Raw genomic sequence first — 15,924 nt, forward strand, 5'->3', positions numbered from 1 at the left:
CGAAGGAGAACCAGTGGAGTTGAACGAGACTCGCGAGCGGATCATCTACCAGAAGGACGGTCCGGTCGCGCGCATCATCCTCAACTGGCCGGAGAAGGCCAACGCGCAGGATCAGAAGCTTGCCGAGGAGGTGGACGCGGCGCTGCTCGACGCGGACCGCGACTACGACATCAAGGTGCTGGTGCTCAAGGCCAACGGCAAGGGCTTCTGCTCCGGGCACGCCATCGGCAACAACGCCGTCGACTATCCGGCGTTCGTCGAGGGCGCCATGAAGATGGGCCACCCGTGGAAACCGCAGTCGGACCTGTTCGTCAAGCCGACGCTGAACCTCTGGGAGTTCTCCAAGCCGACGATCGCGCAGGTGCACGGCTACTGCGTGGGCGGCGGTACGCACATGGGGCTGACCACCGACATCGTGATCGCCTCCGAGGACGCCTACTTCTCCTACCCGCCGCTGCAGGGGTTCGGGATGCCGTCGGGCGAATGTTCCATCGAGCCATGGGTTTTCATGAACTGGCGCCGGGCCGCGTACTACCTGTATCTGGCCGAGGTGATCGACGCGAAGAAGGCGTTGGAGATCGGCCTGGTCAACGAGGTGGTCAAGCGCGAAGACCTCGACGACCGGGTGGAGGCGATCGCCCGGCACATCGCACGCGCACCGATGACCACGCTGCTGGCGACGAAGGCCAACCTCAAACGCGCCTGGGAGCTGATGGGCATGCGGGTGCACTGGCAGAGCTCGAATGACCTCGTCGCGCTCGCCTCGATCAGCAAGGACGTCCAGGAGCTGATCCAGACCGTGTTCCGGGACAAGATTCTGCCGTCGGAGATGGCGCAGCGCCAGGCCGCCGCATCGACCGACGGTGCCGCCTCGTAGGTGCGGACCTCCGATCCGGCGGCGCCGGCGCTGATCGTGGCCGACGGCGGCATCGTCACCTACGGTGAGCTGTCCGAGCGCGCTCGGCGGGTGGCCGCGGTGCTGTACGACGCGGGACTGCGTCGCGGTGACGGTGTCGCGCTGGTGCTGCCGAACCGCCCCGAGTTCCTCGAGATCACTTGGGGTTGCCAACTTTCGGGACTGTACTACTCGGCGGTCAACACGCATTTCACCGCGGACGAGGTGGCTTATGTCGTCGGGGACTCCGAGGCCAAGGCGGTGTTCGTCGACGCCTCGCTCGCTGGATTGGGCGAGCCGATAGGCGACGTCGACCTCCGCATCTGCGTCGGCGGCGACATCGACGGCTGGCGTAGGTACGAGGACGCGCTCGCAGCGGCGGGAGCGCCACCACCGCGGTGCGACGGGTCGGAGATGTTGTACTCGTCGGGGACGACGGGCCGGCCCAAAGCGGTGCGGCGGCCGCTGCCGACGGACGGCGATGGGTCATGGGGGCAGAAGGTTCTCGAGAACGCCTTGCGGCGGCGGTACGCGATGACGCCCGACAGCGTGTACCTGTCACCGGCCCCGCTGTATCACGCGGCGGGAGTGAACTACACGATGGCGGTGCAGCGCGTCGGAGCGGCGACCGTGCTGATGCGAAGGTTCGATGCCGAGGCGGTGCTTCGATTGATCGAAACCCACCGCGTCACCCACGCCCAGTTCGTGCCGACCATGTTCATCCGCATGTTGAAGTTGCCGGATGAGGTGCGGGCGTCCTACGACGTCTCGAGCCTGCAGTGCGTGATCCACGCCGCCGCACCGTGTCCCGTGGATGTCAAGCACCGCATCTTGGACTGGTTCGGCCCGATCGTCCACGAGTACTACGGCGGCACCGAGGGTTTCGCCGGATCGACGATCGGGCCGCAGGAGTGGCTGGCGCATCCCGGTTCGGTCGGCCGGCCGTACACCCCCGTGCACGTCGTCGGCGAGGACGGCGACGAACTGCCCACCGGACAGGCGGGCGAGTTGTTCTTCGAGGGCGGACCGGAATTCGAGTACTTCAAGGACCCGGAGAAGACCGCTTCGGTGGCCAATGCGCAGGGGTGGCGGTCACTGGGCGACATGGGGTATCTCGATGAGGACGGCTACCTCTACCTCACCGACCGGTCGACGTTCATGATCGTCTCCGGCGGGGTGAACATCTACCCGCAGGAGGTGGAGAACCTTCTGGTCATGCATCCCAAACTGGTCGACGCGGCGGTCTTCGGCGTACCCAACGACGAGTTCGGCGAGGAGGTCAAGGCGGTCGTGCAACCGCGGGAGGGTGTGCCGCCGGGACCGCGGCTCGCCGAAGAGCTCATCGACTACTGTCGCGCTCGCCTCGCCGGCTACAAATGCCCGCGCACAGTCGATTTCGATGCTGCGCTGCCACGCGACCCGAACGGCAAGCTCTACAAGCGGCGGATCCGCGACCGCTACTGGCAGGGCCGAACGTCGCGCATCGTCTGATCACCTCCCCGCCGAAACCGATGTTCTGGTTGAAAAGTGTGCGTCGAACCCGCCATTTCGTCGGTCTCGGCGAATCTCGGCCCCGTCTCAGCCCAGGCTGAAATCGATGACGCCGCGGATGATCTCGCCGTTGTGCTGGTCGCGGTAGCCGTCGTTGATGTCGTCGAGCCGGTAGCGGCGGGTGATCATCTCGTCGAGCTGCAAGAGACCGGCCTCGTAGAGCCGCGCAAACCTGGGTATGTCGACCCTCGGGTTGCATGACCCGAACACCGTGCCGACGAGGTTCTTGTTCCAGAGGATGAACTCCTGCAAGTTGATCGCGATGGAGCCGGTGGTCTGCCTGGTCATTCCCGTCAACACGCAGGTGCCACCCTTGCGCGTCAAGCTGAGCGCGGCTTGCACATCGTGTTTGGTGATCAGTGAGGGCGAGACGATGACGCTGTCGGCCATGACTCCGCTTGTCAGTTCACTGAGCAGGTCGGCGGCCTCTTCAGTCGAGGCCGCACTGTGTGTCGCACCGAATCTCAGCGCAGACTTCTGCTTGAACTCGACCGGGTCCACGGCGATGATCTGGGCGGCGCCGTTGAGCCGAGCGCCCTGGATCGCGCCGGTTCCGATACCCCCGACCCCGATGACCACGACGGTATCGCCGGTCCGCACGTTGGCGCGGTTCTCGGCCGAGCCGTATCCGGTCGGAATCCCACAGGACAGCAACGCCATCGGCAACAACGGCAGCTGCGTGGGGATCTTGACGATCGAATCCGTCGACACCACGGTGTGTTTCGAGAAGGCGCCGACCTTCGACAGGTGCCCGAGTTGGCGGCCGTCGGCGGTGTGATGGCGGAAGGTGCCGTCGGTCGGCATACCGGGAACCATCACCTGTGCACCCATGTCGCAGATGTACTCCATGCCGGAGTTGCACCACCGGCAGCGGCCGCACACCGCAACAAAGGACGTCACGACATGGTCGCCCGGCGCGAATCCGCTGACTTCCTCACCGGTTTCGACGATGACGCCGGCGCCCTCGTGTCCGCCGATCATCGGGAACATCGACGGCAGGCCGTAGGCTGTCATGACTTCGTTGGACGCCGACAGGTCGCCGTTGCGAATGTGCTCATCCGAATGACACAGCCCTGCGGCGGCCATCTCCACGAGCACCTCGCCGGCCTTCGGCGGGTCGAGTTCGAAGTCCTCGACGGACCACTGCTGGCCCATGTCGTGCAGGATCGCCGCGCGACTTCTCATGAGGCTCGGCGGAATGTCACCGGCAGATGCTTGGGGGAGCGGAACGGCATGCCGGTGATCTTCGTGTCCTCGTCCTCGAGCAGCGCAAGGTCGGTCACGCGGTCGAAGATGCTGTTGAGCATCGCACGGGTTTCCACCCGCGCCAGGTGCATGCCCAGGCAACTGTGGATGCCACCGGCGAACGAAATGTGCGCGCGGCGGGGTCGGTGGATGTCGAACACATCCGGGTTGTCCCATCGCTTCGCGTCGCGGTTCGCCGAGCCCATGCACAGGTTGACCTGCGCGCCCTCGGGGATGGTCATGCCGTGCATCTCCACGTCGCGAGTGGTGTTGCGTGCCACCAGCACAAGCGGCGTCTCGTACCTGATGCCCTCCTCGATGGCCGCCGGGATCAGATCCCGATTCCGCTGGAGCGCCTCGAGTTGATCGGGGTGGGTGAGCAGTAGCGCCAGCAGGTTGCTCGACGAGCGATAGGTGGTCTCCAATCCGGCGGGCAACAGCAGCCGAAGGAAGGAGATGATCGCCTCGTCGGTGAGCTTCTCACCGTCGATCTCCGCGCCGACGAGGTCACCGATCACGTCGTCGGTCATTTTGCGGCGGCGCTGGTCGACCTGTTCCTGGAAGTAGGTGCCCAGTTCGACCGAGGCGTTCAGGCCGGCCTCGATGTCCTCGGTGATCGAGATCAAGTCCAGCGAGAGGCGGCGGAACATGTCCAGATCGTCCTGCGGCAGCCCGAGCAGGGCGGCCGTGACGCGGGTGGGAAACTCGAACGTCACCGCCTTGATCAGGTCGGCCTCGCCGTCGTCGGCGAACTCGTCGACCAGCTGATCGCAGATCGGATCGATCACTTCGGGTTCCCATTGCGCGAGCGCGCTCTGCCGGAAGGCCTTCGACACCAGGCTGCGGTGATCGTGATGCTGTTTGCCGTGCATGCCGAGGATCGTCGGCCCGAAGACCAGCCCGATCGTGTTGTTGTACATCTCGGAGGCGAACACGGTGTCCTCGCGGAAAGCTGTGAAGACGCTCTCGAAGTCGAACAACACCCAGTTCTCGGAGACCTTGAGTTCCGGCGGCATCAAATCGCTCTCCATGAGCGTTCCGCGCCACACCGGCGCCGTGTTGCGCATGTATTCGAAGAACCCGTAGGGGTCGATGGCCACGTCGGGGGCGAGCTGGTCGTTCGAATCGGTGCTGATCGTCACCGTGCCTCCCAGGCAGCAGGTAGCGGCTCTCTTCGGCTATCTTTACTATTTTAGGTATTCTAGGTCAAGGAGACCGAGGGGATGTGATGCGGCGCCACGCGGTGTGTGCGATCGAGGACCTGCCGCCCGGAAGCATGAAGTTGGTGCCGGCGGGCCAGTTCGGCGTGGGCGTCTACAACATCGGCGGTTCGCTGTATGCGATTGCGAACTACTGCTCGCACGAGGGCGCCCCGCTGTGTGAGGGATACGTCAGCGGTACCACCGAATACGCGCCGGAGATGCCCGACGGCATCCGGCATGTCCGCGAGGGGCGGATCGCCCGCTGCCCCTGGCATCAGTGGGAGTTCGACATCACCACCGGCGTCAACGTCGCCGATCCCACCAAGCGGGTCCGCACGTATCAGGTCGACGTGGACGACGGGCAGGTGTATCTCACCGCATGAGCACTCCGGTCATCGACACTCCCGTTGTCGACATTTCGGTACAGCCGCATTTCCGGTACAACGCCGAGATCCGCCAGTACCTGGCGGCTCCGCACAAGTTGCGGGCCATCCCCGACGTCGAGCAGCAGTGGTACCAAGCTCCCGGCGGAGACTATCGAACAGACCTGTACGGCAACGGATATCCGGGCTCCGATCCCGAGACCGTCTCTCGGCACCTGTTCGACGAGGGCGGCGTCGACGTCGCCATCTTGAACCCGCTGACCCGCGGCAACATCGCCGACTATCTGCTGGGCAGCCGCATCTGCGCGGCGGTCAACGACTGGCTGCTCGACCGCTGGCTCGAACCCGACACCATAGGGCGGTTCCGGGGCACCATCCGCGTCAACCCCGAGGACGTCAAGGGCGCCGTAACCGAGATCGAACGGCTGGCCGAGCATCCGAAGATGGTCCAGGTCGGTGTCCCGCTGCAGTCGCGCGAACCGTACGGCAAGCCGATGTTCGAGCCGATCTGGGAGGCCGCGGCCGCGCACGGCCTGCCGGTGGCGGTGCACATCAACGGCGGCAACGGCGTCGACCACGCGCCGACGTTCGCCGGCCACACCCACACCTATCCGGGATATGCGGCGTTCATGCCGCTGAACTTCTTCGTCCACCTCGCGACGCTGATCGTCGAGGGGATGTTCGGTCGCCACCCCGCGCTGAGGTTCGTGTTCACCGACGGCGGATACGACGTCCTCACCCCGTTGATGTGGCGCCTCGACACGTTCTGGATGTCGATGCGCGACCAGACGCCGTGGGTGGACCGCTATCCCAGCGAGTACCTGCCAGGGCACGTGCGATTCTGCTCGTCGGCGTTCGACGGGCCCACCGACGCGGGGCACGCCGAGCGCTGGCTGGACTTCACCGACAAGGCGGACCTGCTGATGTACGGGTCGAGCTACCCGCACTGGTCGGCGGTCCGGCCGAACGAGGCGGTGGCCGGCCTCAACGAGCGGCAGCGCGAGAAAGTGCTGTGGCGCAACGCGAGTGACCTGTATGCGCTCGAGCCCCAGGTGGAGGGAAGCCTGCAATGACGACGATCGAGCGACCACCCGTCACCCAGGACACCGCCGTGAGCATCGTCGACACCGATGTGCATCCGCTTCCGGTCTCCGCCGACGTGCTGAAGACCTATGCGCCACCGCAGTGGCGGAACAGGTTGTGGCCGACGGGAAATGCCGTCTCGCCGCTTGCCCACTTCTACGACACACCCGACTCGTACAAGACGATGTCGTTGCGTGTGGATGCGAACCCGCCCGGCGGCGGTGTCGCCGGCAGCGATCCCGATTTCGCCGCCCAGCAGTTGTTGGTCGACGCCGGGGTGAGCATCGCTGTGCTGGAACCGATGTGCGATGCGCAGCTGCCGCAGGCCGAGCACGTGCTCAAGGCCGCACACAACGATTGGCTGGCCGATGTGTGGCTGTCGGACAACAACTGGCACGGGAGGTGGCGGGGGGCCATCAGCGTCACCACGCAGGATCCGCACGCCGCGGCCCGGGAGATCGAGCGATGGGCGGGTCATCCGTACATGGCCGAGGTACTGATCACCCCGCAGTCCCGCGGAATCCCCTTCGGCGCCGAGCATTTCGATCCGCTGTACGAGGCAGCCACGCGCCATGGACTACCGGTCGCCACCCATCTGATGGGGCAGACACCGTTCGAACTGATCCCGATCTATCCAGTGGGAAACCCGGCGCACTGGCACGACTTCTTCGCGTCGTGGCCGCTGCTGTACGTATCGCATCTGATGAGCCTGGTCTTCGACGGCGCGTTCGACCGGCATCCGGACCTGCGGGTGGTGTTCGTCGAAGGCGGATTCACCTGGGCGCTACCGGTGATGTGGCGGATGGACCGGATCTGGCAGCAGCGCAAGGCCGACCTGCCACATGTCAAACGCAGGCCGTCGGAGTATGTCCGCGAGCACGTCCGGTTCACCACGCAACCGCTCGAGGAGGTCAACCCCAAGGTCTACCGCGAGTACCTGGAGATGATGGATCTCGGTGACAACCTGATGTTCTCGACCGACTACCCGCACTGGAGTTACGACTCACCGCACTGGGCGATCAAGAGGTTCCCCGCCGACCAGCGTGAGCGGATCATGCGCGGCAATGCGACCGCGCTCTACGGCCTGCCGTCGACAGTCAAGGCGCTGCCCGGCGAAATCATTTGACCGCGCGGCGCTGTACCTCCAAGGGCACCACCGGAGGTCGCGCCGACGGCCCGCGTGTGATGGCGTTCAGACGGATCTCGGGCACGTCGACGGACGGGTCGAGCGTGTCGAGCCAGGCGACCGCGTTCGCCACGTCCGCGGCCCGGATCGCATACATCTCGAACGGCACGTCCTGCAGCATCTCGGTCTCGACCGGGCCGGGCGTGACGATGTGCACGTTGATGCCGTCGCGGTCGACCTCTTGCGCGAGGGCACCCGCGAACGCATTCATTCCTGCCTTCGCCGCCGAGTAGGCGGTGCGGGCACGCATCGGCTCGTGCGCGGCCGACGACGAGACGAACACGAACCGGGAGCCGGCCCTCATCCGGGGCAGGGCAGCGGAGCTCACCACGAAACACGAGTCGAGGTTGGCCGAAATCGTTGCCCGCCACTGGTCGAAAGTCTGCTTGCGGGCGTAGGTGCCGCCCAGGATGCCCGATGCGTGCACCACCAAGTCGATGTCGCCGGCCGCCTCGACGGCGGGCTCGAACGTCGCCGGCCGGCTGGCATCGGCGACGACGTATCGCGCGCCCATCTCCTCGGCGGCCGCCCGCAACGGTCCCTCCCGTCTGGCCGTCAGGACGACGTCATAGCCGCGCTCGACCAGGACGCGCCCGCAGGCTTTGCCGATGCCGCCGCTACCACCGGTGATGAGTGCCGTTCGCACACCGCACCTTTCAGCGCTGGCGCTGCGCGAGCGCCTGCGGCGACAGTGCCACGATCCGCTGTTCGGGGTCGCCCTCCAGCAGATAGGTCTGAGTGTCGGCGACGTGCCGTGCGGCCAGCTTGCGGGCCCTTTCCGCGTCGCCCGACTCGATGGCGTCGGTGATCTTGGTGTGCACGGCCAACGCAATGCGGCGCTTGCCCATCGACGGGTACTCGCCCTTGGCGGCCGTCTCCTCGGCCCACCAGTTCAGGTGACCGGTCCACAGTGTTTCGAGGCTGCCCACCACCGCGATCATCGTGTGATTGCCGCAGCCGCGCACGATCTCGTCGTGGAACTGCCCACCGATCTCGGTGAACCGTGCACCGTCCTCGATGTGCTCGGCCATGGCGTCGTTGAGTTCCTTGAGTTTCGGAATCAACGACTTGCCCCGGTCGGGATGGCGGGCCGCGAGCGCCGCGCACATCGGGTCGAGTTCCTGAAGCGCCGTGCCGAGGTCGGCGAGCGGCACGTAGTCGCTCTGCAACAACAGGCCCAGCATGTAGGCCGCGCTGGCCTTGGCCGGAGCGTGGACGACGGCACCGCCGCGGTTACCTCGCCGGACCGAGACCAGCCCCTCGGTCTCCAGTATTCGCAACGCTTCTCGCAGCGACACCAGGCTGACATTGAACTGCTCGACGAGGATCTCCTGGCGCGGCAGCAGGTCACCGTCGGCGAGTTCGCCCTCGATGATCTGGCGGCGGAGTTCGTCGGCGACGATCTCGGCGGTTCTGCGCGATCCCAGCCGCCGCCGCGCCTCGGGACCGATTCCAAGTGTTGTCATGACTGGGCAATGCTAACAGTGACAAGCCCGTCACCTGGGGTGTACCGATCACTAACTGCCAATAGTTACTAAGATGGCAAAGAAACGCGGGACAGCCGTCGTGGGATGGAGGAGTGCGTGGGCGAGGCAGCACCCACCCCGCTGGACGGTCTGCGTGTCGTCGAGATCAGCGACCGGATCGCCGGCGCGTACTGCGGCAAGCTCCTCATCGACGCGGGCGCCGAGGTCGTCAAGGTCGAACCCGCCGACGGCGATCCGCTGCGCCGCGTCTCGGTGACGGGCGCGAATCCGGACGGGGCCGATTCGCCGCTGTTCAGCTATCTGAACTCCGGAAAGCGCAGCGTCACAAGCCTTCCGGATGACCTGCTGTTGGGTGCAGACGTGCTGGTGCTCTCCGCGGACCGCGCTGAAGCGAGCCGGCGAGGTATTCACCTGGGCAGGCTGTTACAGGCGTCGCCGGGCTGCGTCGTCGTCACGATCTCCGATTTCGGCTGGACCGGACCGTGGTCTGCGCGTCCTGCGACGGAGTTCACGCTGCAGGCCGCCTCGGGTCTCACCGGGTTCCGCGGAGATCCCGCAGGGCCGCCGATCTCGATCGGTGGCGACGTGGGGGAGTACATGGGCGGAGCGTGGGCGGCGTTCGCCGTGCTCGCACTGTCGCGAAGGGTGCGCAGCGGCGGCGCCGGCGGCCACCTCGACATGTCGATGCTCGAAGCGGTGACGCTGATGCAGAGCAGCGAGTGGCTGCATTCCGCGCTGTTGCGTGTCCCACCGATCCGGCGCTCGGTCGAGGTGCCGTCGATCGAACCCGCCAAGGACGGCTATGTCGGGATCAGCATGGTCACCGGCCAGCAGTGGCTGGACTTCGCCGCGATGGTGGAATGCCCCGAGCTCACCGAGATCGACCAGCTGCAGTTCCAGATCGGCCGATGGGACTACCGGGACTGGATCCGCGAGCGCATCGACCCCTGGCTGCGTGCGCGCACCGTGGACGAGATCGTCGAGCTCGGCCAGCTGTTCCGGATCCCGCTCGCGCCGATCGGCGACGGCGCGACCATCCCGCACATGGACCACTTCGTGCAGCGCGGGGTGTACATCGACAACCCGGCCGGCTTCCGCCAACCGCGGCCACCCTGGTTGATGTCGCAGGCAGCTGCGGCGCCGATTCGACCGGCGCCGGGCATCGGCGAAGCAGACGGTGACACCTTCTGGGCGCCACGGGATCACGGTGAATCGGATGCGGTCGGTCTGCCGCTCAGTGGCCTGCGCATCATCGACTTCACCGCGTTCTGGGCGGGACCGGCGGCGACGCACGCGCTGGCCGCGTTCGGCGCCGATGTGATCAAGATCGAGTCGATCCAGCGCCCCGACGGGATCAGATACTCGGGTGGCATGCGCAAGGATGTCGACGACTGGTGGGAGTACGGGTGGGTCTTTCACGCGATGAACACCAACAAGCGGTCCGTCACCCTCGATCTGCAGTCCGGCGAGGGCCTGCAGTTGGTCAAGCAGCTGATCAGCGACGCCGACGCCGTGGTCGAGAACTTCTCACCGCGCGTGATGGAGCAGTTCGGCCTCGGCGCGCAGGTGCTGCTCGACCTCAACCCCCGCCTGGTGATGCTGCGGATGCCGGCCTTCGGGCTGACCGGGCCGTGGCGGGACCGGGTTGGCTTCGCCCCGACGATGGAGCAGATCGCGGGGCTGGCGTGGGTGACGGGACTGCCCGACGGTCCGCCCGTCGCACCGCGCGGTGCGTGTGATCCCCTGGCCGGTGCGCATGCCGCGTTCGCGTTGCTAGCCGCACTGGAGTTCACCGACCGCACGGGCCGCGGGCAGCTTCTCGAGGTGCCGATGATCGAGACGGTGCTCAACGTAACCGCCGCGCAGACAATCGAATTCGAAGTGTACGGGCGGCTGATGCAGCGCCGCGGCAACCGGGGCCACGGCTCGGCGCAGCAGGACGTCTACCGCTGCGCGGGCGAAGACCAGTGGATCGCCGTCGCCATCTGCAGCGACGCGCACCACGCCGCGATCGCCGAGATCACCGGGGGTTCAGATCTCGAGGCCTGGCTGGCCACCCAGGCCGCACCCGGCGCCGTCGAACAGCTTGCCGCGCATGGCATCCCGGCGGCGACGGTGATCTCTCCGACGCTGGTGACCGAGAACCCCCAACTGCGGCACCGCGGATTCTTCGAATCGCTCGAGCATCGCAGCACCGGCGTGAATCTCTATCCCTGTCCGCCGTTCACCCGGTTCGCGGGCGCCGACAGCTGGCTGGTGCGCACGCCGCCGACGCTCGGCGAGCACAACACCGAGGTGCTGACCGAGATCTGCGGGCTCACCGACGCGGACCTGCAGCGGCTCTCCGCCCAGGGCGTGATCGGCACCCGTCCGAAAGGGCTTTAGAGTCAGCGCGCCCGCAGCGAGATCGGCATCGCGTCGAAGATCGTCATGTTGTTGGTCAGGTTCGGGTAGGTCACCGTGGCGGGGCCCAGAGCGATGTCGTCGGCGCGGCACAACAACTCGTCGAGCACCGCGCGGATCTCGGCGCGGGCAAGCATCGCGCCCAGGCAGTGGTGGGGACCGCCCCCGCCGAACGCCACGTGTGGGATCTCCGGTCGGCCGATGTCGAAGGTGAACGGATCGTCGAACACCTCCTCGTCGCGGTTGGCCGATCTCAGCATCGACACCACCCGTTCGCCGGCGGGGATCGTGACACCGTCCATCTCCACCTCGGCCGTGGTGGTGCGGGTCCAGAACGCCACCGGTGTCGCCCACCGCAACACCTCTTCGACCGCGGCCCGGCGCGCCGATTCGTCGGTCCGGTACCGGCGTATCTGGTCGGGATTGTCGACGAACGCCCGCAACCCGTACGCCAGCGCGTTCTTCGTCGTGTCGCTGCCGGCGAACGCGATGACGAAGAAGAAGATCTCCAGTTCGTTGGCGGGGATGGACAGCTGCTCGCCGTTCTCGTCGGTGACATCGGCGGACGCCAGCGTGCTCCAGATGTCGTCGGCCGGGTCGCGTCGCTTTTCGGCGGTCAGCTCGAGCGCATAGGTGAAGATCCGGCCGAACAGGTCGAGTTGCTCAGGTTCGGTCATCGTCGACCCGGGCGAATTGGCCGTCAAGATCCGGTCGAAGGTGTCGAAGACCTCCGGGCGGTCGCCCTCCGGGATGCCGATGATGTCGCCGATCACCGACATCGGCAGGACGTCGGCGACGTCGCCGATCCAGTCGCCGCCCCCGGCGGCCAGCAGGTCGTCGATCAATGCGGCCGCGCGCGTGCGAATTCCGTCCTCGAGCTTGCCGATGGCCTTGGGAGTGAAGGCGTGCGACATCACCCGCCGCCGCTTCAGCAGCTCCGGCGGATCCATGTTGATGATCGTCGGAAACGAGCCGACGGGGCCGACGCCCTGAATGAGCGGCCCGTCGGTCGCGGTGAACGAATCGGTGTCGCGGTGGATGCGTTGCGCGTGCCGCAGCTTGGTCGTCACCCAGAAATCCCGCTTGACCGTCGCCAGCACACTGTCGGTGAGGTCGTGGTGGAAGATGGGCCGCTCCCTGCGCAGCTCGGCGAAGAGGTCGTCGGGAAATCCGTTCTGCCACAACGTCGGATCCGACAGATCGACCGAAGCTGTCATCGGCATGGGTCCTCGGCGCTCCTCTTCTGCCCATGTGCGATCGTCGCCGGGCTTGCTTGACCTAGAATGCCTAAAATAGTAAAAATAGGCAACGGGCGGGCCCGCTGACCTGGGCTGTTGCGAGCGTGGACGGAGTTGGTATGACGGAAGCGGTCGACGACCCCACCTTCGATCCGTCCGAACGTGAATTCGGCCCCAGTGGCATCAGCCTGTCGACCTACCGGTTCCCGACCGGATGGTTCATCGTCGGCTTCGCCTCCGACCTGGCGCCCGGGCAGGTCAAGCGTGCCCATTACTTCGGCGAGGAGTTGGTGATCTTCCGAACCGCAGGCGGACGCGTCCACGTGCTCGACGCGTACTGCCTGCATCTGGGCGCCAACATGGGCGTGGGCGGCACCGTCGAGGGCGAGCACATCGTCTGCCCGTGGCACGGATGGCAATGGCGCGGCGACGGCACCAACGCACTCATCCCGTACAGCAAGATCGGCTGCAAGCAGAACGTGCGCATCAGGACCTACCCGTGTGCAGAGTGGTACGGCTTCATTCTGGTGTGGCACGAGCGGCACGGCCGCGCGCCGTATTGGCAGCCACCCGTGCTGCCGGAACTCGAGACCGGTGAGTATTACCCGCTGCATCCGCACACCCGGATGGTGAATCGAGTCAAGGTGCACGCGCAGATGATCATCGAGAACGCGGCGGACCCCTACCACGTGCAATACGTGCACAAGGCCGCCAATCCGGCCAACACCGCGTCGTTCGAGGTCTCCGGCTACCACCTGCACGCGACGGTGAACGCGAATTTCGGTGGGGGACGGGCCAAGACGTGGCTGACGCCGAACGGCCCGGTGGACGCCAAGATCGTCTACGACAACTACTCGCTGGGCCTCGGCGTCGTCCGCTTCCCCTCGGAACTGGTGGCGACCGTGCAAGTGACCGGACAGACGCCCGTCGACGAGGACTACACCGACTACTTCTACACACAGGCGTCGATCCGCGAACCGGGCGACAGCGGCGACGTGCCGTCCGGCCGGGCCGCGAAGTTCCTGCAGTTGCAGCAGGAAGTCATCAAACAGGACTTCTTCACGTGGGAGAACATGAAGTACCTGGAGAAGCCGAACCTGGCGCCGGAAGAGGCGCACGACTACGCCGCCCTGCGGCGGTGGGCGCACAGGTTCTATCCCGGCACGCAGCCGACGGCGACGGACTTCGGTTATACCGCTGACGGTCAACCCGATCCGGCCGCAGCACGGGCGTGATGCCCAGCGAGCCGGTGGCCGGGCCGGCGATGTTCGGCGTCGAGCGTTTCACGGTGCCGGAGGTGCTCGATCGCCGGGCCGAGCAGTTCGGTGACCGGGTGATGATGTCGATCGCCGGGGAGCCCGTGACTTTCGCGCAGATGCGCGACCGGTCGTGCGCGGCAGCGAACGTACTTCTGGACCGGGGCGTCACGCCGGGCCGGACCATTGCGCTGTTCACCGGGACATGCCCGGAGTGGGTGTATTTCTGGCTGGGGGCCACCCGCATCGGCGCGGTCGTCGCGGCCGTCAACGCCGCAAGCAAGGGCGACTATCTGGCCCATGCCCTCGCGGTGTCCGGCGCCGTGTTCGTGCTCACCGATCCCGACCGAGCGGACCGGCTCGCCGACGTGGCCGACGGCATCGACTCGCTCGCATGCATTGCCGCCGTCGGCGACTCGCTGTCGACTGAGTTGGCGATCGCCCGCACCACCGCGCCCACGGTGGCCGCTGCCGCTCCGCACGACGTCGGCGCGCTGTTCTTCACCTCCGGTACCACCGGACCGTCGAAGGCGGTCGCCACGACCTGGCATTACCTGTTCACAGCGGCCGCGACGGTGGCCGCGGCATGGGAATTCAGCGCGGGTGAGGTGATCTGGACGGCGATGCCGCTGTTCCATCTCAGCGCCGCGCCGACCGTGCTGGCACCCATGCTGGTCGGCGGCACCAGCGTGCTGGCCGACGCCTTCCATCCAGCCGAGGTATGGGACCGGATACGGGACTGTGGCGCGGTGGGCTTTGCGGGCGCCGGCGCGATGGTCGCGATGCTGTGGAACCTGCCTGCGGATCCGCGCGACGCCAAGACGGGCCTGCGGTTCATCTCGGCAGCTCCGATAGCTGCCGACTCCTATCGCGCCATCGAGGCCAGATATCGCTGCCGCGTCGTGACGATGTACGGCCTGACCGAGGCGTTTCCGCTTGCCTACAAGAGTGTTTCGGCCGAGGGCGTTCCGGGTACATCGGGAACGGTCAATCCGGCATTCGAGGTGCGCCTCGTCGACAGCGACGGGCGTACGGTGCCCGAGGGGGCCGTAGGTGAGATCACCTGCCGGACGCGGACTGCGCATGTGATGAGCGAGGGGTATGTGGTGTCCGCGCCCGGTGGAACCCGCGTGACCGTCGCTCCTCATCCCGACTGGTTTCGTACCGGTGACCTCGGACGGTTGGTCGACGGGCAGCTGATGTTCGTCGACCGCGCCAAGGATTCGCTGCGCCGGCGAGGCGAGAACGTGTCGTCGGTCGAGGTGGAACAGACGGTGCTCGGCCACCCGGCCGTGGCGGAGGCGGCGGCTGTGGGGGTGCCCAGCGAACTGGGCGAACAAGACATCCTCGTGGTGGTGACGCTGAAGCCGGGCGCGACAGTCGATTTCGCCGAGCTCCTCGACTTCTGCGCCGACCGGATGCCGTACTTCTGCGTACCGCGCTATCTCGAGGTGCTGCCCGAGCTCCCGAAGAATGTGATCGGCCGGGTGCGTAAGGATCTGCTGCGCACCCGGGGAGTGAGCGCCGGCACGTGGGACCGCGAGACCAACGGCTACACGCTGAGCAGGTGAGGAGAACCACGTGTCACTGAGCTACCAACAACAGTTCGTGCTGGAGGGGTTGGCCGGAAGGGCGGCGATTCTCAACCTGAATGCCCGATACAACCGGCTGTTCACGGCCGGTGATGTCGCCGGTTGGCTCGCCACCTTCCGGCATTCGGGTGCGACGTACGCCCGCGACGGCCGGTCGTTTTCCGATCTGCGGGAGGCGTTCGACGGCGGCGGCGGACGGCGGCTGATCACCGTCGACCACGAGATCACGGTCGACGGCGTGGAGGCGACGCAGAGATGCGTCGCGCTGCTGTTGTACGGCAACGGTATACAGGCCACCGGTTGCTACACCGATCGGCTGGTCTATGAACGCGGGGGATGGTATTTCACGTCGCGCGCACTGGTCTGGGACTCGGCGCCCCGCGAGAGCGCGCTACCGGTGTGA

14 protein-coding genes are annotated in these 15,924 nt (G+C 66.5%); 9 read left to right on the plus strand and 5 right to left on the minus strand.

The features are described from left to right. Positions 1–13: 13 nt before the first annotated feature. Both AU188_RS22900 and AU188_RS22905 read left to right on the plus strand, forming a co-directional pair. Positions 14–877, plus strand: a complete 864-nt coding sequence (locus AU188_RS22900) for an enoyl-CoA hydratase/isomerase family protein (protein WP_059165773.1) — start codon at positions 14–16, stop codon at positions 875–877. After that, on the plus strand, positions 878–2,386 hold the full coding sequence (locus AU188_RS22905; RefSeq protein ID WP_059165774.1) for an acyl-CoA synthetase: 1,509 nt from the start codon (positions 878–880) through the stop codon (positions 2,384–2,386). Positions 2,387–2,473: 87 nt separating this feature from the next. Here the strand turns inward: AU188_RS22905 and AU188_RS22910 are convergent, their stop codons facing one another. Further along, on the minus strand, positions 2,474–3,631 hold the full coding sequence (locus AU188_RS22910; protein WP_059165775.1) for a Zn-dependent alcohol dehydrogenase: 1,158 nt from the start codon (positions 3,629–3,631) through the stop codon (positions 2,474–2,476). Then, entirely contained in the window at positions 3,628–4,833 is a 1,206-nt protein-coding gene (locus AU188_RS22915) for a cytochrome P450 (protein WP_059165776.1), read from the minus strand. The genes AU188_RS22910 and AU188_RS22915 overlap by 4 nt, the downstream gene beginning before the upstream one ends. A gap of 86 nt (positions 4,834–4,919) precedes the next feature. On the opposite strand from AU188_RS22915, the gene AU188_RS22920 reads away from it, so the two are divergent. From AU188_RS22920 to AU188_RS22930, 3 genes are read left to right on the plus strand one after another with little or no spacing between them, the layout of a single operon-like run. After that, a complete protein-coding gene (locus AU188_RS22920; RefSeq protein WP_059165777.1) occupies positions 4,920–5,276 on the plus strand; it encodes a Rieske (2Fe-2S) protein in 357 nt (118 codons plus the stop codon). Next, positions 5,273–6,349, plus strand: coding sequence for an amidohydrolase family protein (locus AU188_RS22925; protein ID WP_059165778.1), 1,077 nt, complete (start codon positions 5,273–5,275; stop codon positions 6,347–6,349). Before AU188_RS22920 ends, AU188_RS22925 begins: the two co-directional genes overlap by 4 nt. Continuing rightward, positions 6,346–7,485, plus strand: coding sequence for an amidohydrolase family protein (locus AU188_RS22930; RefSeq protein ID WP_059165779.1), 1,140 nt, complete (start codon positions 6,346–6,348; stop codon positions 7,483–7,485). The genes AU188_RS22925 and AU188_RS22930 overlap by 4 nt, the downstream gene beginning before the upstream one ends. Here AU188_RS22930 and AU188_RS22935 read toward each other — a convergent pair. Together AU188_RS22935 and AU188_RS22940 are read right to left on the minus strand one after the other, a co-directional pair. Beyond that, positions 7,478–8,191, minus strand: coding sequence for an SDR family oxidoreductase (locus tag AU188_RS22935; protein WP_059165780.1), 714 nt, complete (start codon positions 8,189–8,191; stop codon positions 7,478–7,480). The two genes, AU188_RS22930 and AU188_RS22935, sit on opposite strands and share 8 nt — an antisense overlap. 10 nt (positions 8,192–8,201) lie before the next feature. Further along, on the minus strand, positions 8,202–9,011 hold the full coding sequence (locus AU188_RS22940) for a FadR/GntR family transcriptional regulator (RefSeq protein ID WP_059165781.1): 810 nt from the start codon (positions 9,009–9,011) through the stop codon (positions 8,202–8,204). A gap of 105 nt (positions 9,012–9,116) precedes the next feature. Here AU188_RS22940 and AU188_RS22945 point away from each other — a divergent pair, with 105 nt between their 5' ends. After that, complete coding sequence (locus AU188_RS22945; RefSeq protein WP_059165782.1) at positions 9,117–11,417, plus strand: CaiB/BaiF CoA-transferase family protein; 2,301 nt, start codon at positions 9,117–9,119, stop codon at positions 11,415–11,417. 2 nt (positions 11,418–11,419) lie between these two features. Here the strand turns inward: AU188_RS22945 and AU188_RS22950 are convergent, their stop codons facing one another. Then, positions 11,420–12,658, minus strand: coding sequence for a cytochrome P450 (locus tag AU188_RS22950; RefSeq protein ID WP_059165783.1), 1,239 nt, complete (start codon positions 12,656–12,658; stop codon positions 11,420–11,422). Positions 12,659–12,792: 134 nt separating this feature from the next. Between AU188_RS22950 and AU188_RS22955 the strand changes: the two genes are divergently transcribed. From AU188_RS22955 to AU188_RS22965, 3 genes are read left to right on the plus strand one after another with little or no spacing between them, the layout of a single operon-like run. Then, a complete protein-coding gene (locus AU188_RS22955) occupies positions 12,793–13,908 on the plus strand; it encodes a Rieske 2Fe-2S domain-containing protein (RefSeq protein ID WP_059165784.1) in 1,116 nt (371 codons plus the stop codon). Positions 13,909–13,922: 14 nt separating this feature from the next. After that, a complete protein-coding gene (locus AU188_RS22960; RefSeq protein ID WP_156426800.1) occupies positions 13,923–15,500 on the plus strand; it encodes an AMP-binding protein in 1,578 nt (525 codons plus the stop codon). Positions 15,501–15,510: 10 nt separating this feature from the next. After that, positions 15,511–15,924, plus strand: a complete 414-nt coding sequence (locus AU188_RS22965) for a nuclear transport factor 2 family protein (protein ID WP_059165786.1) — start codon at positions 15,511–15,513, stop codon at positions 15,922–15,924.

Source organism: Mycobacterium sp. IS-3022 (assembly GCF_001500065.1).
In the GTDB taxonomy this organism is placed as follows: domain Bacteria; phylum Actinomycetota; class Actinomycetes; order Mycobacteriales; family Mycobacteriaceae; genus Mycobacterium.